The following is a 26,258-nucleotide window of genomic DNA, read 5'->3' on the forward strand; positions in this document are numbered from 1 at the left end:
TCAAAAAGCTATTAAAAAACGCTGTTACGATAAGCTAATCCTTTCTCTACTAATTTTCATAGATGATCTGAAAATCCGAGAATACTGACTTTAAAAAGCGGGACAATTTAGCTGACGCTAAACCGCCCCACTTTATTCCCATTACCCGAAACTTAAGCCCGCCACAATCTTAAGGTAAGACATCGCAGACTTCCTCCTCCAGCCAAAAGAGCTTGAGGGTGAAACTCAATGACATCAACGCCACGCTGCTGCAATCGTTTTTTAGTCTGATTATTAAAAGCAATATCATAATGGATAATAACTTTGGGCTCTAATGTAACAAAACTACACCCCCAATTTTGCTGCTCTACATCATTCAGTTCAATAAGTTCGATATTCCGTTCAGCAAAAAACTCTCGGACATTAATCTCTACCCGCTTTTGTTTGGTGATTAAAAATGTTTGCAGAAATGCTGGCGGAAAATAGACTCCTAATTGTTCGCTGATTCTATTAATAATCATATCGGCATGCATGAACCTTCGCTCCTGAGGTGTATTTACATAAATTACTTCTTCAAATATTTCTAGGGCTTTTTGAAAAAAGCTCTCTATGGTACTAGTTTTCAGTCGTTCCGTGTCTACTATAATCAATGTTCTTGGCGAAAAAGCCATGCACCCTTCGAATTCGTCATCATCTCTAAATTCATGAAAGATAGGGATATTGAGATTATTCAGAACCTCTTTAACTACTACTTCCTCTCCGGCTCTGGTGCCCGGACACATCTTAGATAAAATCGCTCCATTACTCGTTACTACTGCGATATCATTAAGATAAGCCAAATTTGGAAGCTTCGCTAATAAATCTTTCGTTTTCCCGACAAAGTTTCTAAGTTCTAAGACCTCAACATCATGGGCTTTTAACAACTGGGCATATTGTTCATGCTCCTTATGATACTGATCAACCTTCGGAACGTTATTGAATAAATGGTATTTATAATTCGATAGAGTAACAGAAGCTAGGGACTCAACCGGGTTATGTAGCAAAACTTTCCTTAAGCGGGCTAGTTTTTCATTTCCATATTCCATATTCAAATTACTCATAATAACCCTATCCCAAGCCCAAAGTTAAAAGCCTCCAAAGTAACAATATCGGCCTTAAAGATATTCTTTTGCTGGATAGGATTCATAATTAGCTGGATTTTTTCCCTGAATTCACAGTACTTGTCCATAAATCTTCCAACCTCTTTTCTACAACAATTCTTTGATTATGTTTATATCATAGAGGATGTACAATAGGGACTAAAACATACATGAATTACTCCAAGCTGGCAGGCCTTTAAGGAAGAATCACCAAATCCCTGATTGAAGCAATAGAGTTCACTGCTGAAGATTGTAATGAAGATTGCATAAAAGCCTGACCTTCGGAAAAACTTAGATAGAAAAATCTTTAAGGAGCTATTATCCACTTAAGGCCGCTGACCCCGTAGTGTCTCAATCTCTTGGTAATATGTATGATGTTGTCCAAGGGCCAGCTTCAGTTTTACAGTAAAATTATTATAAACCCCCTTAATAAGTCCGTTCACTGAACGGACTTATTAAGGGGGTTTATGTATCCTGCTTTAGTCTCGTAGGCTAAAGCTTTCCTTTGCTTTCACCATCGCCACTATTACTTCGTTCACAGGAACTGGGACTCTAGATTCCTGAGCAAGTTTAAGAACCGCTCCATTTAAGGCTTCTATTTCTGTTCGACGACCGTTCCGAATGTCTTGTAACATTGAAGCATGGTGGGCAGATGTTGGAGGAATTAATTTTTCATAAAAATCGGCCAAATAAGTTTCTGCATCGGGCCAAAACATCGGAATATTTCTTGCCCTAAGCACGTCGAAGATTTCTTCAATAATCTTATTCATGAGGTCGCGTGTAACCGACTCCCGAGCCAATTCGCCATAACTCACTTCAAAGATGGAACCTAAGGAATTGAGAGCGGAATTGTAGATAATCTTTCCCCATATGTACTTCATGATATCTAAAGATGCTTTTGTGGGAATAAGCGCTTTGCGGAAAATCTCGGCGAATTCTTCTAATACCTCTGGAATAATAAGATTTTTGGGAGAACCAATCATTACATCGTCAGCGATGACAGTCACCTTGGACTCTCCAGGGGCTAAAGTCTCCGCCCCAAAAATCACTCGTCCTAAAAGAAGCTTATCCTCCCTGATTGATTCAGCAGCAGCCTCAAAATTTCCATACCCATTCTGTAGTAGGAAGACGAAGGTCTTATCTCCTACTACAGGAGCAATATCCCTGGCAATCTCTTCAGTGACAAATGACTTTACGGTGATAATTATCATATCAAAGGTCTGCTGCTCAAGTTCTGAGACATTAGCCACAACATTGGAGAGCTTAGTATTATAATCTCCCCAAATTCCGGATACCTTTACTCCCTTCTCTTTGATTCTTGCAATACTTGCTGGTCTACTTAACCCCGTCACCTCATGACCAGATAAGCTCAACAGACAAGCGTATACTGTACCCAAAGCTCCTAATCCAATAACTAGTATTTTCATTTATCGTTCTCCAATCTATCATTTAAAAAGGGTTAAGAAGCATAGTTTTTTGTTTTAATGACGAGGAGCCCATAACATTACAGAAACACCCACTATACATATGGCAGCACCTAGCCAATCGTAGGTGTCGGGAATTTTCTTATCAACTGCCCATCCCCATAGAACAGCAAGAACAATAAATACCCCTCCATAAGCTGCATACACTCTCCCAAAACTCGGGAACTTTTGTAATGTTGGTATGATGCCATATAAGACAAGGATGCCCCCCCCCAATACCCCATACCAAACAGGCTGAGATTCTTTGAGCCAAAGCCATACTAGATAGCCTCCGCCTATTTCAGCCAATCCAGCAATAATAAATAAGAGAACCGCTTGAAACATAGATATTCCCCCTCCTATTAGTAGCCGAAATACGAAAAAATAACTTAAGTGCTAAAGTCCCTAATTTAACAATATAACGTTATCTCTTTGAAATCAACACCTTCTCCTGATACCATGGCCGCTTAATACAAAGTATTAAAGCAATCAACTATGATTCGAAAAAAGAGAACTTAAACTTTCTATTCACACAAATTTTATTTATAATGAAAACAATAGCTTACAAAACCATTTCTCTAAGTTTAAAAGATGTTTTTAAAGGAGAAATCATGCAGGAAACAGCAGTCTTGGAATTAACCAATTTATCTAAAACAATTAAAGGAAAGGACATCGTTAAAGGGATAAACCTTACTCTCCAATCCTCCCAAATTTACGGGTTCCTAGGGCCAAATGGAGCTGGAAAAACAACAACAATTCGGATGATTGTCGGCTTAATAAAGCCTACTCAGGGAACTGTCAAAATCTGCGGCCACTCTGTTGCTCACGAATTTGTCAAAGCCCTATCCAATGTCGGCTGCATCATAGAAAGCCCGGACATGTACCAATACTTAACAGGCATGGAAAACTTGCTTCAGTTTGCTGGCATGAATAAAACAATAAGTCATCAGCGTATTAAAGATGTCATAGAAATGGTTGGTCTTAAACATCGAGTTAATGATAAAGTTAGTACCTATTCTCTAGGTATGCGCCAACGTCTGGGTATTGCCCAAGCTATTATTTCAAAGCCAAAACTTTTGATCCTGGACGAACCTACTAACGGTCTTGACCCTGCCGGCATAACAGAATTTAGAAATTTAATCAGAAAACTTGCCTATGAGGAAGGGATGACTGTTTTTGTTTCTAGCCACATACTTTTAGAAATACAGCAAATGTGTGACATGGTCTCGATTATCAAACAAGGAAGCGTCGTCAAAACAGCCAATGTCCAAGACCTTCTCCAAGACAATGACAAGATTGAATGGCAATTAAGTGATCCTGATGCAGCGATCTCTCTTTTAAGAGAGCATTGGAGTATTCAGGCTACTCAGTTAAAGAAAAACACTATCAGCGCTAACATAGGTCAGCATTCCCTTGAAAAGCTTAACGAATTTTTAATCTCACAGGGTTTAGCACTTACATATTGTTCTGCAATGCGTAATACATTAGAAGACCTATTTTTAGACCTAACGGTAGGTGATGAAATTGTTTAGTCTGATAGAAAATGAAGTTATCAAAATGATTTCTAAGAAACGTCTATTGTTTGTCATAGCCATACTTGTTGCACTAATTTCGGTTTTTGCTTATGGTCAACACCATACCTCCGAAAGAACAAAGGCTCAACTCGCTCAAAGAATGGGGATTAGTGCAACTACCGACTGGCACAAACTAGCTGACCAGCAGCTGATCGAGCTTAAAAACAGGTTAGATAGTCCTTATAGAGACGAGAAAGATAAATCAGCCCTCAGAGTAAGAATAGAACAACTGCAGTATAATCTTGATAACGATATTAATCCACTAGAACAGTCCGCGGCAAAATTCACCACTAAATTTATGGAACAATCGATTTTCTTATTCTTACCTCTTCTCATTATTATGTTAGCTTCAGATATGGTGTCAGGGGAATCCTCCAGTGGAACTATAAAACTTCTGCTCGTCAGGAACATTCCCAGGTGAAAGGTTCTGCTCAGTAAGTTCTTAACTTTAATTATGCTAGAGATTATTGTGCTATTTTTTGCTTTTGTGTTATCCGAATTCATTTCTGGTCTTTTCTTTGGCTTCGGAGGATGGAATGCTCCTGTGGCAACAGGTTTCAAACTAGTCGCTGGAACGTTAGACACTTCCACAGTCCTAAATGTTCCACAGTGGCGCTACACTCTCATGGTTTATGCTTTAGCCTTTTTTGTTTCCTTTGTTGTAGGGAGCATCTCATTTATGATTTCTGTCTTAGTGAGAAGTACAGCAGCTTCAATCGGAATTATTATGTCAACCCTTGTAGCCGGCAACTTTATAAGTTACTTTCTCTCTGATTGGAAGATAACACGCTACATGTTCATGGTCAATCTCCGACTGACTGATTATTTATCAGGATCCTTTCAGCCTATCGAAGGTATGACTTTGCTTTTCTCAATTTTAGTTCTGCTGGGTTGGGCTTCTGCTTCAATCATAATAAGTTTCGTCTACTTCACAAAAAAAGACATTTTAGTCTAAGGAGTAAAAAATGTTCAAAAAAAGCATGTGGTACTCAATTCTTGTGATTGCCTTTGTCGGCTTCGTTATTCTAGCTAACGGTTTCTACCAAGCTATCCTCGTCACAACACAGGCTAATCCTCAACCAACTTCGGAATCATCACCCCTGGAATCGGCAACAGATTTAACCCCAAGCTCCAAGAATCCAAACACTATCCAAATCCTCATCCTAGGAGATTCTGTCGCTAAAGGGACAGGAGACGAAAAGAGCAAAGGTTTTTCAGGCTATTTAACGGAGTATCTTAAAAACAATACCTCTAAAGAAATTATTTCTGATAATATGGGAATTGATGGACTGGAAAGCACCGGATTACTGGAACAACTCCAAAGCCATCGGCTAGAGCAACAACTTACGCATACAGATATAATCTTAGTTTCTATTGGAGGCAATGATATACGAAGTATTCTCACTCTGAATTCTTTTGACAAAGAAAACGAATTCAAGGTGAGGCTAGATAGATACTTGAGTAACCTAAAGTTAACCTTCAAGGAACTGCGAAGGACTAACCCCAATTCGATTATTATTTTCTTAGGATTGTATAACCCCTATGAAAAGGCAACTAATCTCGTAGATTCTCAACTACTAAACAGCTGGAACTTCAATACCCAACAGCTAGTAGAAACAGATAGTAAAGCAATTTTCATCCCGACCTATGATCTTTTCAAGTACAACACCGGAAAATTTGTAGCACAAGATGGCCTACACCCGAATTCAGCTGGATATCAGGCTATATCTAATAGAATTAGTAGATCTCTGGAAATGATCATTGCAGGATTATAATAAAATTCCCGGTAAACTTAACAAAAACCAATTAATTCCAAACGAGAAAGGATCGTGAATTTATGTACGCTACCGTAAATTCTGACTGTATTGGCTGCGGTGCTTGTGAAGCAATTTGCCCTCAAGTTTTCCGAATGAATGGCTATGAAATCGCTGAAGCCTACAAGAATCCAGTTCCTGATGAGGCCGAACAATCAACTAAAGAAGCCGCTAAGAGTTGCCCAGTAGCTGCAATAATTTTAGAATAGTTCTCCTTCTCCAGTATAGGGTATTAAGCTCTTCTTAATCTTGCGAATACCACCACGGGGATCGGCTACATCCCCTTGATAACGGAGCAGTAACGAATTTCTTATTTTGGAAAAATTCGCTTTAAGCTTTCTTGGTCAGTCTCTGCATCCGAAACATATTGAGATAGAAGAACCCACTAAAAATTCTACAAATGTGTGGTCATAAGAGTTACTTATTCAAGTAAATCCTACAAATACAGCAGGAGAGCTATAAGCTCTCCTGCCGTATTTGTATATCAATAACTATTATTCGATCACGTAGTTAATAAATAAAGTTAACTCTTTTGCTAAATCATACTCCGTAACTTGCACTTGAGGATGATTACCTTCAAAAACACGCACGATCGGTCGCATAGGTAACCCTTTGTTCTGTCCGACAATAACTCCTGTATCTCCATTATTAAGCTTAACCGTATACCCTGTAGGATAGGCAGCGATATATTGTAAAAAGATATGGATTAGCTCCTTGCGAAAACGCACTCCAGCGTTTGCCATGAGTATTTCGCAAGCAACATGGGGTAATACTCTGGGAATTCCCGGAGATCCATGGATCAGACAATCATAAAAATCCGCTATAGCAACAATCTCCGCTAAGGGGTGAATAGCATTTCCTTTTAATTGTCGAGGATACCCTTTGCCATTTGTCCATTCGTGATGTTGATAGGCCATATGAGCAACGATGATACTCGTTTGTGCTTTGTTCCGAATCAGCTCATAGCCCTGAGTGGTATGACTATTATATAATTCTCTTTCCTCATCAGTTAGCTTACTTCTTTTATTAAGTATCTCAGCAGGTAAATTAACAACTCCCACATCGTGGAGCAAGGCACCTTGAGCAAGCTCATTAAGTTTCTCGATTGGGAGACCTAATCCTTTCCCCAACACACATGATAATACACAGACGTTAACAGAATGAGCGTAAACTTGATTATCCATGTTTCGCATATCCATTAAGCTAATCATTATTTCTCTCTGAAAAAGAATATCTTGGACAATGTTACTTACTGCCTCTTTGATATTAATTTCTTTATTCTTGTCATCTTGAATTGTTTTGCATGATTTTTCGATGGCACGCATTGCCTCAAAGCGGTGCTTATCCGATATAACATCTTCAATAATGATATCACTGGTTAAATCGTCTTCAATATAAACACTATACATTTCCATTTGCTTTAATCTATAAATAAACTGAGGCTTTAATACTACGCCCTTGCCAAGAAGTATCTTACCACTAGAGGAATAGATCTCTTTTGCTAGCACATCTCCTTCTTTAAGGCGCTGAACGCTGATTTCTCGCAAGTCCTCTTCCTCTCTTCCTTATAGTCACCATTTCATCGATAATCGACACATTTTTCTTAAACACTATAGTATTTCGTCATAGATCTCCAATATCCTTTAAACAAAGACTTCGTTTTGCAGACTGATTAGTACTAGTGATTAAAAGACTGGATGCATAAGACAAATAGACAAAGTTACGCACAAGTAACTCAGTATTTTTCGAAACAATCTATTTTTCGACCTGAGATTTTAGAATATAAGGTGTAAGTACAATGCCATTAAGGCAATATGAATTTAGCCCACGTCTTAATATTCAAGGCGTGGGCTATTTGAGTGTCTTTTAAGAGTTGAACCTTAAGAGTTTTATTAAACAGCTTCCTAATTCATGATCCGCTAATTTTAACGAGAAAAAATCCTGATTATGAACGGCCCCCACACCTGCCGGTGTGCCAGTAAAAATAATATCCCCTTGGTCAAGTCCAAGATTTTGAGTCGTATACTCTACAACGGTTTCTAAGTCAAAAATCATATTTTTGATATTCCCTCGTTGAACTTCTTTCCCATTCCTTTCCAAGGAAAAGTCAACCTCCATCAACGCTTTTAGACCTGGGAAAGGGTGCCAAGAGCTAAGTACTGCAGAATTCCTAAAGCCTTTAGCAATTACCCAAGGATAACCTTTCTTTTTCAGCTCAGTCTGTATATCACGCAGTGTAAAATCAATACCCACAGCTACTTTGTCTACTAGGTCTTCTAGACTAATTCCCGGCTCATATCTTCTATTAATATGGAATACAAGTTCAACTTCATATTGAAGTTCCCCCCTATCCCCCGGAAGTATTATTTCACTTCCGTTAGCCTCAACTAGAGAATGGGTTGGCTTAGTAAACAATAGCGGAACTCGGGGAAGTGGATTGTTAAGTTCTTTAGCATGTTCAATATAATTGCGACCAACACAAATTATGTTTTTTATTTCTCGCATACCCGCCTCCTGCTGTGTTTTTAACACTAAGTACGAACTTTAGACAAAAGCTGGGCTCTTTTGTTAGACTTAGCCTGTTCATAAGCTGCCTTATTGGAAGCAATTACATCAGTAGGCAGATTATTAGCCACTAATTCAGCCTGCATTGCATTAAGAGTACTGTAGAATTGGTTATCCACGTTAGCCTCAAGCATAGTCCCAGCCTGGATATATTTTTGAGCCAATGCTGACCGGTTTAGAGTACCTGCTTTGCGGAGCTGTTCGTACTCCTTAGCTGCCGCAGAATACAAGGTATCTAAGCGACCCAAGGCTACATTTTGCAAATAATTAAACTTGGGTTGATACTTATTGATTACTTGCTCTTTAGTTATCTCTTTGTCCAAGACCCCTTGATTCCCATCGGCCGCAGTATTACTTATTGCATTTCCTTGCTGCACCTTCTCTGTAGCAAGTTCCGAACTTGGAGCATCCCCCGCTAAATTCATACCATTAGTTTTTTGTTCATTATTTGAAGCACCAGAATTTACATCTGTAATTTCATCATTGAAGGATTTAAAAAAGTCTTCTCCAAATTGATTGTTAAGTTGTTGTTGAATTTCAGGGTCAGACTTAAAGAAACTATTATATCCCCAGACACCTGCCCCAGCGAGCATCAAAACCATTATGCTTGTAATTATTATAATCTTCTTTCTCATAACATCTCCTTTTTCCATCGCTTACCAACGCAAAGCTCTTCGTCTCTGATTAGCCACCTTATTTCTTATCAAGGGTAATTACTATTTTGGGTTTCAAGATTATTATAGCAGGTTTTTGTGCTCTACTCACATTTTTTCAAGTGAGTTTTATACGCTATATCTAAGTCACAAAAAACCATCCTTGAGCAATCCTAATGGATTCCAAGGATGGTTTTTGTTTATCAATGCCTTTAGCCTTCGGAACCACAAAAACAAATTTGCGCTTCTTCTGCCAAATCATCCGTAATATTTCCCTCATTAATTACAGCATGGCTAAAATCCGGAGCACCATTTGCGAAAATTGCCTCGAAAGTATCTTTATTGTTTATCATTATGTTCGTAACCGCACAGATTATTTCGGAGACAGAATTCAGTCTTTCTATCCACTGAAAGCAATAAAAATGAGTAACTGGATGACGCAATCCATCCTTTGCAGGAGTAGAGAACCATACTGTATAACTATATCCTTCGTAGGACTCATCTTTACAGCGATTAAATACAGCCGTGTCGGGTATGGAAATTTTATTTCTACCCAATTTTATAGCTACATTATGAGCAACTTCAGTTTTTTGAATTGTAGCTGTCTTTTGGTTAACATTTTTCTTAAGCAAATCGACGATCGAAGCATCAGCTAAAGTGCTGGTATCCCCCATTGCCCTACCTTCAGCAATATCCTTTAACAATCTCCTCATAATCTTACCGCTTCGGGTCTTCGGCAATTCATCTGTCAAAAAAATATCATCAGGCCGTGCTAATGAACCAATCTTCAAGACTACATGGGCCTTAAGTTCAGCAATTAAACTGTCGTGAACTACTACACCTTCTTTGAGACTTACAAAAGCAAAAACTGCTTGACCCTTAACTGCGTGAGTTCTACCGACACAAGCGGCTTCTGCTACCGCAGGATGATCAACTAATGCGCCTTCAACTTCCGCCGTTCCAATCCGATGTCCTGAGACATTAATAACATCATCCACACGTCCTATTACCCAGAAATACCCATCTTCATCCCATTTGGCTTCATCCCCGGTGAAATACATACCAGCATACTGTCCCCAATAGGTGTCTTCGTAACGTTTATCATCACCATAGACAGTTTTGAGCATTGCCGGCCAAGGCTCACGAACTACTAAATATCCACTATCACCTTTTTCTACGGGTTTTCCTTGATGATCAACAATTCCCACCTTGACCCCAGGAAAAGGGACAGCACAAGAGCCCGCCTTTAGAGGAGTAACCTCAGGTATAGGGGTGATCATAATCATCCCTGTCTCAGTTTGCCACCAAGTATCAACTATAGGACAACGTTCTTTTCCGATATGTTTGTGATACCACATCCAAGCATCAGGATTAATGGGTTCTCCCACAGAGCCTAAAAGTCGCAGACTGGAAATATCCCGGCCCATAGGGTATTTTTCTCCCCATTTCATAAACGTACGAATCGCAGTGGGCGCTGTGTAGAGTATAGTAACCTTATATTTTTCAACAATCTCCCAATACCGATCTTTATCTGGATAATCCGGAGCACCTTCGTACAATAAAATTGTTGCACCATTGGCCAATGGGCCATAAACCAAATAACTATGTCCTGTTATCCAGCCAACATCCGCTGTACACCAATACACATCTTCATCCTTGAGATCAAATACCCTCTCATGAGTTGTTGAGACCCCAACCATGTAACCCCCAACACTATGGACAATACCTTTAGGTTTGCCCGTTGTTCCACTCGTGTAGAGAATGAATAGCATATCGTCTGCATCCATTTCCTCTGCCGGACAAACTATTGGTATATTCTTGACAACTTCGTGATACCAAATATCACGGCCTTCTTGCATAGCAACTGACTGGCCGGTTCTTTGAACAACAATTACTTTTTCCACACAAGTAACGGTCTTGAGCGCTTGATCTACATTTTCTTTAAGAGGAATTATATTCCCTCTCCGGTAGCTGCCATCTGATGTGATGATAACCTTAGACTGAGCATCCAGAACCCGATCTTTTAATGCTTCATAACTAAATCCACCAAATACAACAATATGAGGGGCACCAATCCTAGCACATGCAAGCATCGCAATCACAGTCTCAGGGATCATAGGCATATATATTGTCACACGATCCCCTTTTTCTACTCCGTAGGATTTAAGAACATTCGCAAATCGGGATACCTCTCGATGAAGATCTTGATATGTTAGAACTCGATAGTCTCCCAACTCTCCTTCGAAAATTAGTGCAGCTTTATTACGACGTGCCCCGTTTAGGTGCCGGTCTAAACAATTATAAGCAGCATTTAATTTCCCACCGGCATACCACTTGGCAAAAGGATTATTCCATTCAAGAACTTTATCCCAAGGTTTAAACCAGTCCAAACGGTTTCCCTGGTCGCCCCAAAACTTTGTCTGATCTTGCCCAAGGTCGAAAATTTCAGGGTTTCGAATAACCATGTCAACAATCCTCCTTTCAAATAGTCCCTATGACGACAGGCCGGCTTAACAAACCCCAATATAAAGGGTTATTGTTTTATATAATGAAACCCAGTTTCATAATTGTAACAAAGTTCAATAGCTTTAATTGCTTCTTTAACTTTAGTTCGAATCTCAGCCGAATCTACTCTTTGACTTTCTTTCTTACTATCTTTTGCATCCGTTGAAGGAATGTTTCCGATAGAGCTCTGCTTTTTTGCTTTTTCAATTGTCACTAATCTAACCTCCGTTAATATATTTGCATCGTTTTATATCATGAAACTATGTTTTACAGATAGAAAACAAAATTTATAAGTTACCTTATATACTACCTAAAGATTAATCAAATGGATATTTATTTTCCCTGCATCCCTCCTAGACCTTGCGCGTATTTTCACTTGACAAGATAAAAATAATACCTAACAACTTGAAAATCCATTTCAACCATAAATGAATAATAACACACTTTACTGAATATTTCAATGATTTTTTTATATTTTTTTCTTTTGATTACATATTAAATTTAAACCAGAGGTGCTCAGATCGCTGAACACCTTGGTTTAAAGATCATTAATTCCTACGGCGACTTTCAATTTTCAGAATAGCCTTCCTAGCTTTCTCTCTTATATTTACTGATTCTCCGTAATCTTCAGATACCCTGGAAATACACTCAATCGTCGAGCTATCTCCTACTTCTCCTAGGGCTTCCACTGCCAATTCTCTCACCCCAACAACGGGATCTTTCAACAATTGAAGCAATGAAACAGCTGCTGATCCATTTCCCATCTGTGACAAAGCGTCGCAAGCTCTCGCTCTAATTAAGCTATCATTATCACCTAAACATCTTATTAGCAGATCAAAGGCCGTAGGGAGCTTGGCGAAGGCCTTTATTAGATGAATATCAACCCTTCTACTCACCTTTTGATAGATATTACTTAATATCTCAAACCCTTGCTCATTATTAAATTCAGTGACAACCCAGTCAATTAAATGGATTAGAACAGCTTCGTTCTGACCTAATAATATTCCTTTGGCTAATTCCAGATCCTCAATTTCAACAGCTCTTTTTAGCTGCTCGCCAAGTTTCGGTAATAAGAAACCTGCGATTATTTGAGCACTTTTCTCACTTAATGCTAGCTTTCCGGCTTTGTTCTTTTGAATATAGTGCAAGGATATCAGTCCATCAATAACACATGAGAAAAGGTTAACTCTTTGGTCACCTCCGGAAGCCCCAATCCCTGAACCCCACATTCCTGCAGCCTCACTCATGGCTGAAATTAAAGACTGCTCATCCAACCGTCCTTCATGGGTATGGATTATCTCTAATAGAGTTACCAAATCGGGAACCATTAGTGGCATTCCCAAATCCCAAATTACTTGTTCCAGTATCAGACGTTCTTTATATAAGGGCTCTCCTGAGACCGCAGTCTGAAATTGATAAAGGAAACTCAATTGTTCAAATCCATAATCTCTAAGCTCTGCATTCTGCTTACATTCCAGGAGACTAGCCCTAGTACTTGACGTAAATGCTTCCAGTCTTTTTAATCTTAGAATTAATAAATCCAAATAATCTAAAGGATAACCTGTTCTCTCGGCTATATTAGGCAATGATTCCCCACTAATCCAAAGACGAAAGATTCGTCTCCATGGTTCCTTCGGATCGGTTATTTGTGGCCGCTTGATGATTTTTTGCGCAGGCAATAGTAAGTCTTTCGCCAAATCCTCTACCACTGCAGAAGGATTGGCGAACTGATTTTTTAGTTTCCATTGAATAATCTCGGCATAGGTCGAATTTGTAAGCAAGTCTGCATTGCAACAAAAACAATGAACAAGATCTGGAATGATAGTTTCATTAATATATTTAAGTGCAAGTGGACTTCTTGGCCCACCCCACTCCTCAAGTAGTACGGCAGTTAGGCTTTCTGCCAAGCTGGACAAATCATTTTGGGTCCAACCCCAATTTCTTAGCTCTGTCACGATTCATCACCTTCATTTTGACTATGTTTATTATTTTGGTTTTCCCTCGCCTTTAACCCCATTTTCCATCCTATTTCCAGCGCTTTGATGTTTTGCTCAGTGGTACCTTTTGGAGCTCGATGCTTAACTGACTGTAAAACATTATCCATTGATAGGTAACCACTTATTGAAGCCACAACTCCTAGGGCCAGTACATTAGCGCTTTGTTCAGAGCCAAAATGAGCTCGGACAGCCTTAGTTATAGGTAACGAATAAAAGTTTTTACTTCTCGGCTTGACCTCTGTTACTTGAGTATCATCGACAATCAGAATAGCCTCTTCGTCTAGATGTAAGCCATATTTTTTGTAGGCTTCCTGACTAAGGGTTAGGACGAAGTCCGGTCTCTCAACTTTAGGGTAATAAATGTCCTCATCCCCGATAATAACTTCAGCCCGGCTAGCACCTCCCCGCGCTTCAGGACCATAGCTTTGACTCTGAGCAACATTTTGTCCAGCATAAATTCCCGCCTCAGCTAACATTATTGCAGCTAAAATCAGTCCCTGTCCGCCTGTTCCGGTCAACAAAAACTTTTGCATTGCCATCAGCGACTGACCTCCTTTAGCTTCTGTCGTAATTTGTCATATTCTTTTGTATACTCAGGTGCCTCACTGCGGAAAATTTCACCAATCTCAAAGTCATCCTCATGTCCAATTCGTTGCCCGGCTTTGTAAGCATGCTCTTTTTGCCACAGCAGCATATCCGCCGGGGTTTTGAACTTATTTCGCCTACCATAGGATACAGGACACTGGGAAATTGCCTCTACCAGAGAAAACCCCGGATTATTGTAGGCATCTATTACGAGTTTAGTAAGGAGTTGATTATGAAAGGCAGTGGCTCTAGCCCCATATGTAGCTCCAGCTGCTTTAGCCAACTCTAGTACCTGGAAAGGTCTCTCAAGGTTACCGAAGGGAGAAGTCGTTCCTCGTTTGTCATGGGGGGTTAGTGGCGAAGTCTGCCCACCGGTCATACCATATATACTATTATTAATCACTATTGCTGTCAGATCAATATTGCGTCTAGAGGCATGAATCAAATGATTTCCACCAATAGCGGTCGAATCACCATCTCCCATGATAACAAAAACATCCAATTCAGGGCGAGCCGCTTTAATTCCAGTGGCAAAGGGCAGTGCTCTACCGTGTGTCGTATGGATTGTATTAAAGTCTAAATAACCCGGCATTCGAGAAGAACAGCCAATTCCAGAGACAAAGATCACCTTGTTTTGATCAAGCTGCAGCGTTTTAATAGCTCGCACAATTGCAGCTGTGATTGTCCCTATTCCACACCCAGGGCACCAAATATGAGGTAAGGTATCAGTTCTAAAATACTGTGCAATATCATTAAACATTACATACCCCCCCAATCTTATCAAGAACTTCTTTGGGAGTTATTAATTCTCCATCTATGCGATTTAACCGTTCCACAGCTTTATTGCCAAAGATTCTTTCGATTTCGCCAGCTAACTGTCCGGTATTCATTTCTACCACGAGAAATTTGCGACCAACATACTTCTCTAATTGCTTTTGCGGAAAAGGCCAAATCGTTATTGGGCGAAAGAGCCCCACTTTCAAACCACGTCCACGAGCTATATGAAGGGCCTCCATAGCTGAACGAGCACTACATCCATAAGCTATTAAAATCAAGTCCGCATCTTCTAGTTGCACTTCCTCAACCATTTGAATCCGATCTAAGTATGGATTTAGTTTTTGCGTTAAGCGTTGCATAAAAGATTTGGTCACTTCCGGATTTCCGGTTGGCAAGCCTTTCTGATTATGTGTCAATCCAGTTACATGGTAACGATAACCATCACCGAAGTTAGCCATTGCCGGGATCATGCTGTCATCGTTTTCATACGGCAGATACTCTCCCGGTGGTACATCAGGCTTTTTACGATTTACGATTGTCAACTGATCAGGTAAAACTACCTTTTCTCGCAAATGACCGATTACTTCGTCCATCAGCAAAATTACTGGGATCCGATATTCCTCTGCCAAATTAAAGGCAATTACTGTTAACACATAACACTCTTGTACAGTGGAAGGGGTTATGGCAATTATCGGATGATCTCCATGAGTACCCCATCGAGCCTGCATAACATCAGCTTGGGCGGGTGAAGTTGGTAATCCCGTACTTGGTCCTCCTCTTTGTACATTGACCACGACACATGGAACTTCCGTAGCTACAGCATAACCTAAATTTTCCTGCATCAATGAAAAACCTGGTCCACTCGTCGCTGTGAGCGCTTTAAGTCCAGTCAAGGACGCTCCAATAATTGCTGCCATACTTCCAATTTCATCTTCCATTTGGATAAAGTTCCCACCAACTAAGGGCAACCTTTCAGCCATCTTTTCAGCTATTTCTGTAGAGGGTGTAATGGGATATCCGGCATAGAAAAGAACCCCCGCTGCCAGAGCTCCTTCCGCAACAGCCTCATTTCCTTGCATTAGCTTTGGATTACTCATCTTTAGTCACCTCAATATTGATAGCAAAGTCTGGACAGAGTTTTTCACAAATCGTACATGCTATGCATTGGTCTGGCCTGACAACCACAACCCTTCCTAGTTCATCACTTTCCAGAACTTTTTTCGGACAAAAGGCTATACATATTCCGCATTTCTTGCACCAATCCTCATTAACAATTACCCTAGTATCATGAATTGCTGTAACCAATGTCTTCCCATCTCCCTAATATCCAAAGTCATTTTGTGAAAGAAGGACAAGTACGTTGTTTTTCACTGCTTTAACTATGAAGAAACAACGCACTTGTCCCCAGGTCCCAGGGTTTAGGCGATTACTCTTAACTCATTTGTTCGCCAGATGTCTTAATTTTCCTTCCATCAATCCAAAATCTTTTGAAGATTCGCTAATTTACTAGAGATATTTCCTGTTTATTAACAACTCCTACACTTTATATTATGAATCAAATGCAAAAATAGGCTCAACAGCCCAAATAACTGTTAAACCTATTCCTAGTAGTTTCGACTCTCGTCGGGTCTTCTCTTCTTACCTGACTGAATCAAAGGTTCTTTTGCGGTAACTTAAATTCATTTGGCACTTTTCCAAAAATGATAAGATACTTTTTTCCTCACTTAATTTTTTTTCAGGGGTCATATTTCCTCTCCCTAATCTATCACATAATCCAAGTAGTGCAACTTCATCAATGGAAATCTCGGAAGCCATTCTTGGAATATCAGCAAATGGCAAACTCTTCGTAACAAAGAGTATCTGCATGTGCCATCTAACCATTTTGGAAACCTTATTGATAAATTCCTCATCCTTCGTGAACTCTTTAAGGAATTTTACTGCAAGCCCCTCTCCCAATTTGTCGTGGTCATATGACGTAATTCTCCCCTTCGTCATCTTCGTTGCTGATGCCTTTCCCAAATCATGAAGTAACGCTGACCACATAAGAACCTTTGGGTCTTGGCTGAGCTGTTTTCTTTCCCCAGCATTATCCAGGACTAACATTGTATGATTCCACACACTCCCTTCAGGATGATGTTTAGGCGACTGAGGTACTTTCTTTAAGTCGCTCAGTAACGTGAAGGGGTATTCTATAAATAATTCCGTGTTGCTTAATTCATTTATATAGGCTGATGGTTTAAGGTCATTCATTAAATGGTCATCAATTTCAGGAAATATTTTCATTTTAGTTACTCCAGTTTAACGATTCTTTTAATCTATGCTTTCCAACTTTATTAATTTAATGCTTATATTCAACATCCTTTTTAACTTGTCCACTAAACCCAAACCAGTTTGTCATTATATACTCTTGCTAATTTAAGCATATATTTTCTCTTCACATATACAATAACTAATAAGCACTATCACCTAAAATGGAGGTGACTAATATTACGAATAAATCTATGAGTATCCTAGCAACATTTAATTCATTTTCAATTGATTACACCGAAAAGTTGTCCTTTATCTCCACGTTGAAAGAACTAACATATAGGAAGAAAGTCCTCTTCACTTGCATAGGCTCCGACCGGGCAACCGGTGACTGTTTGGGGCCACTGGTTGGAACAAATCTAAAGCGACTGGGTTATACGGTATTAGGAACACTTGACGATCCTCTTCACGCCCAAAATTTAATTAAAGATCTAGAAAGAGCAATGGCAATAAATAACCCTGATATTGTCGTTGCCATCGATGCCTGTCTTGGTAAACATAATGAAATCGGTAAAATATCCTTATCCAACTCCCCTTTATCCCCAGGAGCAGCTTTAAACAAGAATTTACCAACTGTAGGTGATATCTCGATCCTCGGAATTGTCAATATGGGAGGCTTCCTCGAGCTTCAGGTTCTACAATGCACTCGTCTTCATACAGTAATGAAGCTAGCCACTGACATGACACATTTAATCTGGCGTGCGGTACCTGTTCCCCAGGAGAAACAAGTTCGAACAATCACTCGCAATCAATGCTCCTAAAAATTCGGGGTAGGATTAATGACCTTTTGAATAAAAAGTTCAACAAGCACCGGATCAAACTGGGTTCCCGCGTTTTTCTTCAACTCTTCGATGGCCACTTTATTCGATAAAGCATCTCTATAGCTTCTCGAACTTGTCATAGCATCATAGGCATCAGCAATGGCTATGATCCTTGGCTGAAGAGGCAGCTCCTCTCCTTTTAACCCCTTTGGATAACCTAATCCATCCCACCTTTCATGGTGGGCTAAGACGTATTCCGCAATTTCAGCCATCCCATTGGCTGTGCTTAAAATTCGATAACCGATTTCAGGATGACGTTTAACTTCTTCCCATTCGTCAAAGCTTAGTTTTTCCGGCTTGTTAAGGATATTTTCGTCAATTGCAATTTTGCCAATATCATGGAGCAAACCCACATTTTTTAACTCTTGAACTTCTCCATCTAATAGGCAAAGCGCTTCCCCCATCTTTTGACAAAGCTCTGAAACCCGGTAGGAATGCTGTTCTTCCCTAGTATTTTTTTCATGAAGAGTTCTAATAATTGTCTGAATGGTTTTTCCACGAATACTCGGCCCTTCAAACAGCTTTTTCTTGTACATATAATCTTCGGCTCTTTTTAATATCTCTAGAATATCTCTTTCTTCACTATTTTTAGTTTCATAACCAAAAGATATTGATATTTCGACAGTACCAACACGTTTCTTTTTGGCTAATTCATTTACCCGTTTAAGGATTTTCTCCGTTTCCACAGTATCCGTGTTTGGCAGCAGAAGGACAAACTCATCTCCACCCAATTTAGCAATGATATCTCCTTTTCTGCAGCCTTCAATTAGAACCTCTGCAACATGTTTAAGAAGTTCATCCCCGTAAGCATGACCAAAGGAATCATTAATTAATTTAAGTCCATTGACATCCCCCATTACAAGGGTCAATGGATAATTACCAGGAACATCAAGACGTTTTAGCTCTTCTTCAAAAAAGCGCCGGTTATATAAGCCGGTTAATTGGTCATGCAGACTTAAATAAACAATTTTCTCTTCTGCAAACTTTCTATCGGTAATATCTTGAATGATCCCAATTAACCGACATGCCTTATGATTCTCATCCAACTCAAATTTGCCCAGTTCATGCACCCAACGTTCTTCTCCATCGTTAATTCTGATAATTTTATAGACAAAATCAAAACCTTGATGAGCTCTAGCAGCCTGTAAAAAATAGTTTGAAAGCTTGGAACGCCATTCGGGATGAACAATCTTCATCCAACTTTCCTCCGTGTGGGGATAGGCCTCGTCAATCCCAAAAACCTCATGAAGCTCAGGCGAACAAAGCCAATCTCTTTTTTTGATATCTGCAACGTAACTTCCTAAATGTGCTACTCTTTGCGATTCGTGTAATAAAGAATTCTGCTGTTCCAGAACACTATTAAGCATGTCTAACTGACAAGTACGCATTTTCACCGTATCTTCAAGCCCATTATTTAAATTCCGAATCTCTTCCTCAATAATCTCTCGCTTGACAATCTCCTCCTCGAGCAAGGCATTGCTCTCTTCCAACTCACTATTTAGCTCCTCCAACTGGGCAGTTCTTTGCTGAACACGATTTTCCAGCTCAGTATTCAAGGTTCTAATCTCGGCCTCCACTTGTTTCCGTGCTATAAGAGCCTCAGTCAATTCGCTTGTTTTTTGTTTAACCATTCTTTGTAGAGTCCTGTTCCAAAGGAATAACAACATGGCAACTACTAGGACTGTTCCTCCGATGGATATAATGATTTTGAATAGTGGATGTTCATACAGATTCAAATTCTTTGATCCAAACCACTGTTCATCAATCGCTTTATATTCACTCTCAGAAATCTTAGCAAATCCTTTATTAATTGTCCTCAACATTTCCTTGTTATCCTTTTTAACGGCTCTATAAAAATTACTAGTATATAGGGAAGAATGCGTGTAATTGAAATCATCCTGAATCCCCATTTTATACAAGTAATAAAGTGCAGGGGGTTTTCCCATCACAAACACTACAAGTTTGTGATCTTTTGCTGCCTGTACAACAGCTTCAGCAGTATCATATTCTTCAATATCGGTTATCCCGTTATCTCTCAAAACATTGATACAGTTATCCCCTTTTTTTGCTCCTACAGTAAAACCTTTTAAGGAGTTGACATTAGTAATTCCAGAAATACTATTCTGAAAGAATATCGGAACTACAATAGTAGCATATGCTTCTGCATAATCAAGAATTGTAGTTCTCTCCTCTCGATAGGAGATAGTGTCAATAACATCAAACTTCCCTTGAGCCATGCTTTCTAGAGCTTTGCTCCAAGTCATACCGGTTATGTTTACTTGAATCCCTGTCTTCAGTTCAAAAAGCTTCCATTGATCAAGAGTAATTCCTTGTAACTCTCCATGACCATCTCTAAATGCATAAGGGGGATAGTTGTCATCCATTACCACACTAATACTTTTTATATCGGAAGCGGCTACCGGCTGAATAAGAGATAGGAAAATCAGTACAAATACCAGCCCCATAATCAAAAAAATATTTAGTCGTGCATTTTTCATTAGTTTTACTCTTCCCTTATCGAAGTAACGCAACGTAACGAGTACCGCACAAATATTCCAACGCGATTATAACGTAATTATATATATTACGACACGAAACGATTTATTTCTCTATTATTCTTTATGTATTTACGAAATCCTTTTTTGATTGAATTTTTTTAGTGCTAATTTTTCAGAACTCCTTAACACACTAACTTTTGGAAAAGTATTTTAACTGCTTGAAAGGGTTGACTTGATAAAGGAGTTAGGGATATCATTCTATCAAATAACTAGGAAAAGATTTCTTTATAGGACAAACTCATTGATAAGGAGCTGAGGCTCATGTTTGATATTTTTAGTGAACTCGTTGAAAAAAGGATTCAAGAGGCAATGAGAAATGGAGAATTTGATAACCTCCCTTCTCAAGGCAAACCAATCGATCTTACTTACTGGGCCAGTCTTCCGGAAGAAATACGTGCTGGTTATATGTTATTAAAAAACGGGGGGTTCTTACCTGAAGAAGCACAACTATTAAAGGACATAGATGAGTTGAGTGAGCAACTTAACCAGCGTGTCAGTCAAGAAACAACAAAAACTATAGCTAAAAGACTCGAAGAGGCCCGCTTAAAATATAACTTATTAGTGGAACTAAGAAAACGAAGTAAACTGTACTAACCTTTCTAGAGATAATCCATAAAAAAACAGCAGAAACCTTTCGGAATTTACTGAAAGGTTTCTGCTGTTTTTTTATCCCCAACCTCATTCCAGGTATGTACTAGATTGGAAGTATATGGTAAAATTATCCTATACATATAAAGAAGGGGTTGTATCATATGGCTAAACATTCTAAAATCGCTAATAACACTGTTAATAACACAAAATCAGCAAGGGTAATATGTGTTGCCTCCCAAAAAGGCGGGGTTGGCAAAACAGCAACTGTGACAAACATGGCCGTAGGGTTAGTTAGTCTCGGATATAAGACAGCAATTATAGACATGGATGCTCAAGGTCATATCGCGCTTTCTTTTGGAATTAAAAAGATTAACTTGAAAAAAACGATTTATGAGGTCTTAATTGGTGAAGCTAAAATGAAAGATATTAAACATACCGCTTTTGGCGTAGATCTCTATCTTTCAAACAATTCTCTATCTGATCTGGGACCCAAAGTAATTGGTCAGCAAAATTCCAAACAATTTCCCAATCCCAAATTCCTTTTAAAAAATGCCATTGGTCAAATTAAAAACAATTATGATTACATCTTAATTGATACTTCTCCCAGCAATGATATGCCCACCATAAATTCCTTATTAGCTTCCACGGACATAATCATACCGGTTCTGCCCGAGGGGCTGTCAATTGATGGGATTCACGAAACAATCAATTTAGTCAAGACCATTCAGGAACAAGGAGCTAAGGTCAATATATTAGGAGTTTTACCTACTATGGTTCAAGACCATACCAACCTCCATCATGTGATGCTCCAAGATTTACGAAAACGTTTTGCCGAAACTCCAGACATTAAAGTTTTTGAGACAGTTATCAAGCGAGCAATACGGCATGGCTTAGCGCAAACTCACGGCCAACCGGATATTAATAAAGCACCAGAATATCTCTCTTTCGTAAAAGAGGCATTTGCTATAGCTTAAATAATAGTTTGCTATCTTAACCATGATAGGACAGGCACTGTTGTTTTTTCTGTGAAACTACAACAAGAGCCTGTCCTATCATTTTATTAAGCTTGAGAATTGCTTTCCCTAAGGCCACCTTGGCATTTTTCGCTATCTTACACATCGAAGCATCCGTGTAACCCATAGAACTGAATTCTGCTAAAGCAGATTCTAGAATTCTCTGCTTGACCTCATCCTTCAAATATTGCATTATAGAACCTCCGTTCATTATTGATTATAGCATATTTAAAATAAATCAGAATCACTAATATATGTAAATGGGGGCGTGTTGAAACTTTAGTTTCTCACGCCCCTTAATAAGTTTCGAATAGGGAAGGCTAAACTGGCTGACCGTCTATCCCAAGACGACAGCCAGTTTTCTCATGTTATGGGCAATACAATGTAATCCCCACTCCAGCTTGACCTTTTCCAATCCTTTAAGGATAAATCGTCGCACACCAAAATTGCCTTTGATATCTCCAAAGACACTTTCCACCTCTATAGGTCTTAAACTGCGCATTTTTAGCCCGTATTCGCTCGTCAGATTAGCCCGTGCCTCTGCTTTTAGTTCATTGCCTTTAGGGTTAATGTAGATCTGCTTCTTGAAATCCGGATTATTACTTTGTTTGATACAACGTTTGAGGTATGGACAATCTTGACAATCATCACTTTGATAGACTCGAATGGTACTTCGGTAACCCCTCTTGCTTTTCTGAGTTTTTATGTACTTGAATCTTAGAACTCTCCTAAACCCGCACGTGTATTCATCCTTCTGTTTATCATATAGCCAATTTTGAACCAGGGTCGGATCAGGTTTCCCCTTGGCTGTTGCTTCCTTATGAAAAGTATTATATTTGACATAGTTCCCAAGGTTCTCTTGAGCTAGATATTCGTAATTCTCTTCACTGCCATACCCCGCATCGGCAACGATGTTGGCCGGAAGCTTACCCCCTAGGTTTTTCTTCAACTCTTCCAGGTGTTCTTTCAGGCAACTGGTATCGCCCGCCGATTGATGGATGGAGTATCCTACGACAAATTGATTTTCTGTTCCTATTTGGACATTGTAACCTGGCTTCAGTTGCCCGTTTTTCATGGCATCCTCTTTCATACGCATGAAGGTTGCGTCTGTATCCGTTTTTGAGTAACTATTGCGCTCTGCCAGCAGTTCCTCTTGTTTTTCGTATTTCTTCATACGAGGTAAGTAATCTTTCAGCAAGACTCTTTTAACTTTAATAAATTTCTTTTCCTTTGGGTTTTGGGTTAATCGTTCGTCGATCTTTTTAACCGCTTCTTCTATAGCCTGGGAGTCAATCGGTTTTTCTTCTCCTAGTTCTTCTAGGTTCCGGTCCCCATACTCTTCATTTTCTTTCTGATTGGCCAAATCCACAAATTCAAAGAGTTCTCGGCACTTTTCCCGCAACTTTTCTTTGTAGCGCTTGGTCGATTTTCCCCAGACCCAGCTGTACTTATTAGCATTAGCTTCTATTTTTGTCCCGTCTAAGAAGTAATTTTCCAGCTTGATATAGCCTTGTTTATGTAAAAGTTCAACAACCTCACTAAAAATCTCAACCAACACATCTTTCATACGTTCGCCCCGGAAGCTGTTGATGGTTTTAAAATCCGGACTATTTCCTCCGCACAACCACATATACATGATGTTTTCGCGGGCTGCCTTTTCTATGCGGCGGCTAGAAAACGTTTTATCGGCATAGGCATAAACGATCAGTTTGGTCATCATGACGGGATGATAACTCGAACGTCCACCTCCAGGATATTTAGCTAAAAGAGGTTCTAGATTCATTTGATCGAGAGCAGAGTTTACCACTCTGACCATATGATTGGGAGGAATAAGACATTCCAAATCTATTGGTAAGCTCAGTTGATTCTGATTGTACTCTTTGAAAACAACTTGGTTATGTACTTTCTTACCCGGTTTTGACAAGGGAAAACACCTGCCTCATTCGTACTTTCCTTGTCTTAATTATACCATTTTTCTTTCAAATACGCGGAAAAACCGCCGAAATCTAATGATTTCTAGCGGTTTCTCTCGGCTGTGTTTTCACACAGCCCCATTAATAAAATCATCTAGTAATTAAGGTTCTTGATCCTAGAACATGTGCACGCTAGCAGAACTATTTAAGCACTGACGCCACAGTAGGGATCATCTCTGGTACTACGTAAGCTTGCAGACCGATCATTATCGAAACTATAACAAGGAATATGAGAGAATGTTTAACTGTGAAACGGAAGAGATCCGATTCCTTCCCGACTAGGGACGTGGCTGCAGCCGCAACGGCAATAGATTGTGGCGAGATCATTTTTCCAACAACACCACCTGAGCTATTTGCCGCAACGGTTAGTACAGGATTAACCCCAATTTGTTCAGCTGTAACTTGTTGAAGCTTTCCGAACAAGGCGTTGGCCGAAGTATCGGAGCCTGTCAGGAATACACCCACCCATCCTAGAACCGGAGAAAGGAATGGGAATGCTTTTCCGGTTGAAGCAAACATAAGTCCAAGGGTAAAGGAAAGTCCTGAGTAATTTGCTAAATAAGCAAAACCAAGCACAGATCCCATAGTAATAATTGGATATACGAGCTGCTTGAGGGTTTTACCAAAAACTGAAACCGCTTTTGCAGGAGATACACCTAAAATAAACATGGAAATGATGGCTGTTATGAGAATTGCCGTACCGCCGGCTGCAAAGAAGTCCCACTTATAGGATGCAGCATAAACAGTGGACTTCGTCACAATTGGGGAAACTTTATAAACCAAACCATCAAGACCAGGCCAATGGGGTATATTAACAAACCATTGTAAGTCCTTAGTAACCCAATTCTTAAAACTTGGAGTTCCCCAAACTGCCACCATAACCGTTAAGATTACGAAGGGGGACCAAGCTTTGATAACTTCACCTGTGCTGTAATGGGTTGTATTAACCACAGCCTTTTTCTCACTTGGAAAACGCCAAACCGTTTTAGGTTTCCAGAACTTCAAGAACACAGTTGTCGCTAATAAAGAAGTCAATGAAGAAATAATATCCGGTAAATAAGCTCCCAAGTAGTTTGCAGACCACCATTGGGCAACGGCAAAGGATACGCCTGTTACTAAAATAGCAGGAAGAACTTCTTTGGCTGCTTTCCAGCCTGCCATAAGTATAATCAGATAAAGGGGAATCAATACGGATAAAAATGGCAGTTGTCGTCCTACAGCTTGAGAAATAACGAAGTCACCTAAACCCGTTACACTTCCGGCAGCAATAATCGGACTTCCAATTGCACCAAAAGCAACTGGTGCAGTATTGGCAATCAGGCATAATCCGGCTGCATATAAAGGCTCAAAACCTAAACCAATTAAAATAGCGCCAGAAATTGCAACCGGAGCACCAAAACCGGCAGCCCCTTCTAAGAAAGCGCCAAAGGAAAATGCTACCAATAAGGCCTGGATACGACGATCATCTGAAATTGTAGCGATAGAACTTTTAATAATATCAAAATGTCCGGATTCAACCGTTAAGTTATACAAAAATACGGCTGCAATAACAATCCAAGCAATTGGGAATAACCCATTAACAATTCCTAAGAAACTTGCTGAAAGAGCAGTTCCTACTGGCATTTTATAGACAAGTACCACATCAACTAGGGTTATTGCTAAGGTTAATACGCCTGCAATATAGCCCTTCATCCGTTTGACAGCGAGTGCCCAAAATAAGAAAAAAATCGGAATTGAAACTACAAGTGCAGTAAGCCCTATGCTATTGTTCAACGCTGCATAATTTTGACTCCAAGGCATTTACATTCATCTCTTTTCTTTACTAAATAAAATATTCTAAAAATTCAGAAAACCTTTTTACACCTTCCTTTCTTGAGAATTCGCAAAACCATATTTTATATTTGCAATTCAGATTGTACAAAATAAATACATTCTTCAGCATTA

26 protein-coding genes are annotated in these 26,258 nt (G+C 39.5%); 8 read left to right on the plus strand and 18 right to left on the minus strand.

The window, feature by feature from the left end; genetic code table 11:
- Window positions 1-152: 152 nt before the first annotated feature.
- From DESMER_RS15145 to DESMER_RS15155, 3 genes are all read right to left on the minus strand, one after another.
- Window positions 153-1,079, minus strand: coding sequence for an arginine deiminase family protein (locus DESMER_RS15145; RefSeq protein WP_014903940.1), 927 nt, complete (start codon window positions 1,077-1,079; stop codon window positions 153-155).
- Window positions 1,080-1,597: 518 nt separating this feature from the next.
- Window positions 1,598-2,545: a ketopantoate reductase family protein gene (locus tag DESMER_RS15150; RefSeq protein ID WP_014903941.1), complete on the minus strand. Its 948-nt coding sequence runs from the start codon at window positions 2,543-2,545 to the stop codon at window positions 1,598-1,600.
- A 54-nt stretch (window positions 2,546-2,599) separates the two neighbouring features.
- Complete coding sequence (locus DESMER_RS15155) at window positions 2,600-2,926, minus strand: YnfA family protein (RefSeq protein WP_014903942.1); 327 nt, start codon at window positions 2,924-2,926, stop codon at window positions 2,600-2,602.
- 266 nt (window positions 2,927-3,192) lie between these two features.
- Between DESMER_RS15155 and DESMER_RS15160 the strand changes: the two genes are divergently transcribed.
- The 5 genes from DESMER_RS15160 to DESMER_RS15175 all read left to right on the plus strand — a co-directional run bounded on the left by DESMER_RS15160 (window position 3,193) and on the right by DESMER_RS15175 (window position 6,178).
- The gene (locus DESMER_RS15160; protein WP_014903943.1) at window positions 3,193-4,113 is read left to right on the plus strand and encodes an ABC transporter ATP-binding protein; all 921 of its coding nucleotides are present in this window, start codon (window positions 3,193-3,195) and stop codon (window positions 4,111-4,113) included.
- Window positions 4,106-4,576 (plus strand): ABC transporter permease subunit, encoded by a 471-nt coding sequence (locus DESMER_RS24485; RefSeq protein WP_242830989.1) that lies wholly within the window; start codon window positions 4,106-4,108, stop codon window positions 4,574-4,576. The genes DESMER_RS15160 and DESMER_RS24485 overlap by 8 nt, the downstream gene beginning before the upstream one ends.
- 123 nt (window positions 4,577-4,699) lie before the next feature.
- The gene (locus DESMER_RS24490; RefSeq protein WP_242830990.1) at window positions 4,700-5,110 is read left to right on the plus strand and encodes a hypothetical protein; all 411 of its coding nucleotides are present in this window, start codon (window positions 4,700-4,702) and stop codon (window positions 5,108-5,110) included.
- A 10-nt stretch (window positions 5,111-5,120) separates the two neighbouring features.
- Complete coding sequence (locus DESMER_RS15170; RefSeq protein ID WP_014903944.1) at window positions 5,121-5,930, plus strand: GDSL-type esterase/lipase family protein; 810 nt, start codon at window positions 5,121-5,123, stop codon at window positions 5,928-5,930.
- A 62-nt stretch (window positions 5,931-5,992) separates the two neighbouring features.
- Window positions 5,993-6,178: a ferredoxin gene (locus tag DESMER_RS15175; protein ID WP_014903945.1), complete on the plus strand. Its 186-nt coding sequence runs from the start codon at window positions 5,993-5,995 to the stop codon at window positions 6,176-6,178.
- Between the two features lie 285 nt (window positions 6,179-6,463).
- Here DESMER_RS15175 and DESMER_RS15180 read toward each other — a convergent pair whose 3' ends face one another.
- The 11 genes from DESMER_RS15180 to DESMER_RS15230 form a co-directional block, all read right to left on the minus strand.
- Complete coding sequence (locus DESMER_RS15180) at window positions 6,464-7,516, minus strand: HD-GYP domain-containing protein (RefSeq protein ID WP_014903946.1); 1,053 nt, start codon at window positions 7,514-7,516, stop codon at window positions 6,464-6,466.
- Window positions 7,517-7,835: 319 nt separating this feature from the next.
- Window positions 7,836-8,474, minus strand: a complete 639-nt coding sequence (locus DESMER_RS15185; protein WP_014903947.1) for a fumarylacetoacetate hydrolase family protein — start codon at window positions 8,472-8,474, stop codon at window positions 7,836-7,838.
- 26 nt (window positions 8,475-8,500) lie between these two features.
- Window positions 8,501-9,169, minus strand: coding sequence for a hypothetical protein (locus tag DESMER_RS15190; protein ID WP_014903948.1), 669 nt, complete (start codon window positions 9,167-9,169; stop codon window positions 8,501-8,503).
- A gap of 230 nt (window positions 9,170-9,399) precedes the next feature.
- Complete coding sequence (acs, locus tag DESMER_RS15195) at window positions 9,400-11,652, minus strand: acetate--CoA ligase (RefSeq protein ID WP_014903949.1); 2,253 nt, start codon at window positions 11,650-11,652, stop codon at window positions 9,400-9,402.
- Between the two features lie 68 nt (window positions 11,653-11,720).
- Complete coding sequence (locus DESMER_RS15200; protein ID WP_014903950.1) at window positions 11,721-11,906, minus strand: hypothetical protein; 186 nt, start codon at window positions 11,904-11,906, stop codon at window positions 11,721-11,723.
- A gap of 334 nt (window positions 11,907-12,240) precedes the next feature.
- A complete protein-coding gene (locus DESMER_RS15205; RefSeq protein ID WP_014903951.1) occupies window positions 12,241-13,647 on the minus strand; it encodes a HEAT repeat domain-containing protein in 1,407 nt (468 codons plus the stop codon).
- A complete protein-coding gene (locus tag DESMER_RS15210) occupies window positions 13,644-14,228 on the minus strand; it encodes a 2-oxoacid:acceptor oxidoreductase family protein (RefSeq protein ID WP_014903952.1) in 585 nt (194 codons plus the stop codon). The genes DESMER_RS15205 and DESMER_RS15210 overlap by 4 nt, the downstream gene beginning before the upstream one ends.
- Window positions 14,228-15,034, minus strand: a complete 807-nt coding sequence (locus DESMER_RS15215) for a 2-oxoacid:ferredoxin oxidoreductase subunit beta (RefSeq protein ID WP_014903953.1) — start codon at window positions 15,032-15,034, stop codon at window positions 14,228-14,230. The genes DESMER_RS15210 and DESMER_RS15215 overlap by 1 nt, the downstream gene beginning before the upstream one ends.
- Complete coding sequence (locus tag DESMER_RS15220; protein WP_014903954.1) at window positions 15,027-16,148, minus strand: 2-oxoacid:acceptor oxidoreductase subunit alpha; 1,122 nt, start codon at window positions 16,146-16,148, stop codon at window positions 15,027-15,029. Before DESMER_RS15220 ends, DESMER_RS15215 begins: the two co-directional genes overlap by 8 nt.
- Window positions 16,141-16,356 (minus strand): 4Fe-4S dicluster domain-containing protein, encoded by a 216-nt coding sequence (locus DESMER_RS15225; protein ID WP_014903955.1) that lies wholly within the window; start codon window positions 16,354-16,356, stop codon window positions 16,141-16,143. The genes DESMER_RS15220 and DESMER_RS15225 overlap by 8 nt, the downstream gene beginning before the upstream one ends.
- A gap of 333 nt (window positions 16,357-16,689) precedes the next feature.
- On the minus strand, window positions 16,690-17,334 hold the full coding sequence (locus DESMER_RS15230) for an HD domain-containing protein (protein WP_014903956.1): 645 nt from the start codon (window positions 17,332-17,334) through the stop codon (window positions 16,690-16,692).
- Window positions 17,335-17,552: 218 nt separating this feature from the next.
- Here DESMER_RS15230 and yyaC point away from each other — a divergent pair, with 218 nt between their 5' ends.
- The gene (yyaC, locus tag DESMER_RS15235; protein WP_042333842.1) at window positions 17,553-18,119 is read left to right on the plus strand and encodes a spore protease YyaC; all 567 of its coding nucleotides are present in this window, start codon (window positions 17,553-17,555) and stop codon (window positions 18,117-18,119) included.
- Here the strand turns inward: yyaC and DESMER_RS15240 are convergent.
- The gene (locus tag DESMER_RS15240; RefSeq protein WP_014903958.1) at window positions 18,116-20,677 is read right to left on the minus strand and encodes an HD domain-containing phosphohydrolase; all 2,562 of its coding nucleotides are present in this window, start codon (window positions 20,675-20,677) and stop codon (window positions 18,116-18,118) included. The two genes, yyaC and DESMER_RS15240, sit on opposite strands and share 4 nt — an antisense overlap.
- A 321-nt stretch (window positions 20,678-20,998) precedes the next feature.
- Between DESMER_RS15240 and DESMER_RS15245 the strand changes: the two genes are divergently transcribed.
- Together DESMER_RS15245 and DESMER_RS15250 are read left to right on the plus strand one after the other, a co-directional pair.
- Window positions 20,999-21,331: a DnaJ family domain-containing protein gene (locus tag DESMER_RS15245; RefSeq protein ID WP_014903959.1), complete on the plus strand. Its 333-nt coding sequence runs from the start codon at window positions 20,999-21,001 to the stop codon at window positions 21,329-21,331.
- Window positions 21,332-21,489: 158 nt separating this feature from the next.
- The gene (locus tag DESMER_RS15250) at window positions 21,490-22,302 is read left to right on the plus strand and encodes a ParA family protein (protein WP_014903960.1); all 813 of its coding nucleotides are present in this window, start codon (window positions 21,490-21,492) and stop codon (window positions 22,300-22,302) included.
- A gap of 16 nt (window positions 22,303-22,318) precedes the next feature.
- Here the strand turns inward: DESMER_RS15250 and DESMER_RS15255 are convergent, their stop codons facing one another.
- The 3 genes from DESMER_RS15255 to DESMER_RS15265 form a co-directional block, all read right to left on the minus strand.
- Window positions 22,319-22,534 (minus strand): TetR/AcrR family transcriptional regulator, encoded by a 216-nt coding sequence (locus tag DESMER_RS15255; RefSeq protein WP_014903961.1) that lies wholly within the window; start codon window positions 22,532-22,534, stop codon window positions 22,319-22,321.
- Between the two features lie 144 nt (window positions 22,535-22,678).
- Window positions 22,679-24,265, minus strand: a complete 1,587-nt coding sequence (locus tag DESMER_RS15260; RefSeq protein ID WP_014901678.1) for an IS1182 family transposase — start codon at window positions 24,263-24,265, stop codon at window positions 22,679-22,681.
- 190 nt (window positions 24,266-24,455) lie between these two features.
- Window positions 24,456-26,114, minus strand: coding sequence for an L-lactate permease (locus tag DESMER_RS15265; protein ID WP_014903962.1), 1,659 nt, complete (start codon window positions 26,112-26,114; stop codon window positions 24,456-24,458).
- Between the last annotated feature and the right edge of the window lie 144 nt (window positions 26,115-26,258).

Source organism: Desulfosporosinus meridiei DSM 13257, assembly GCF_000231385.2.
Classification (GTDB): domain Bacteria; phylum Bacillota; class Desulfitobacteriia; order Desulfitobacteriales; family Desulfitobacteriaceae; genus Desulfosporosinus; species Desulfosporosinus meridiei.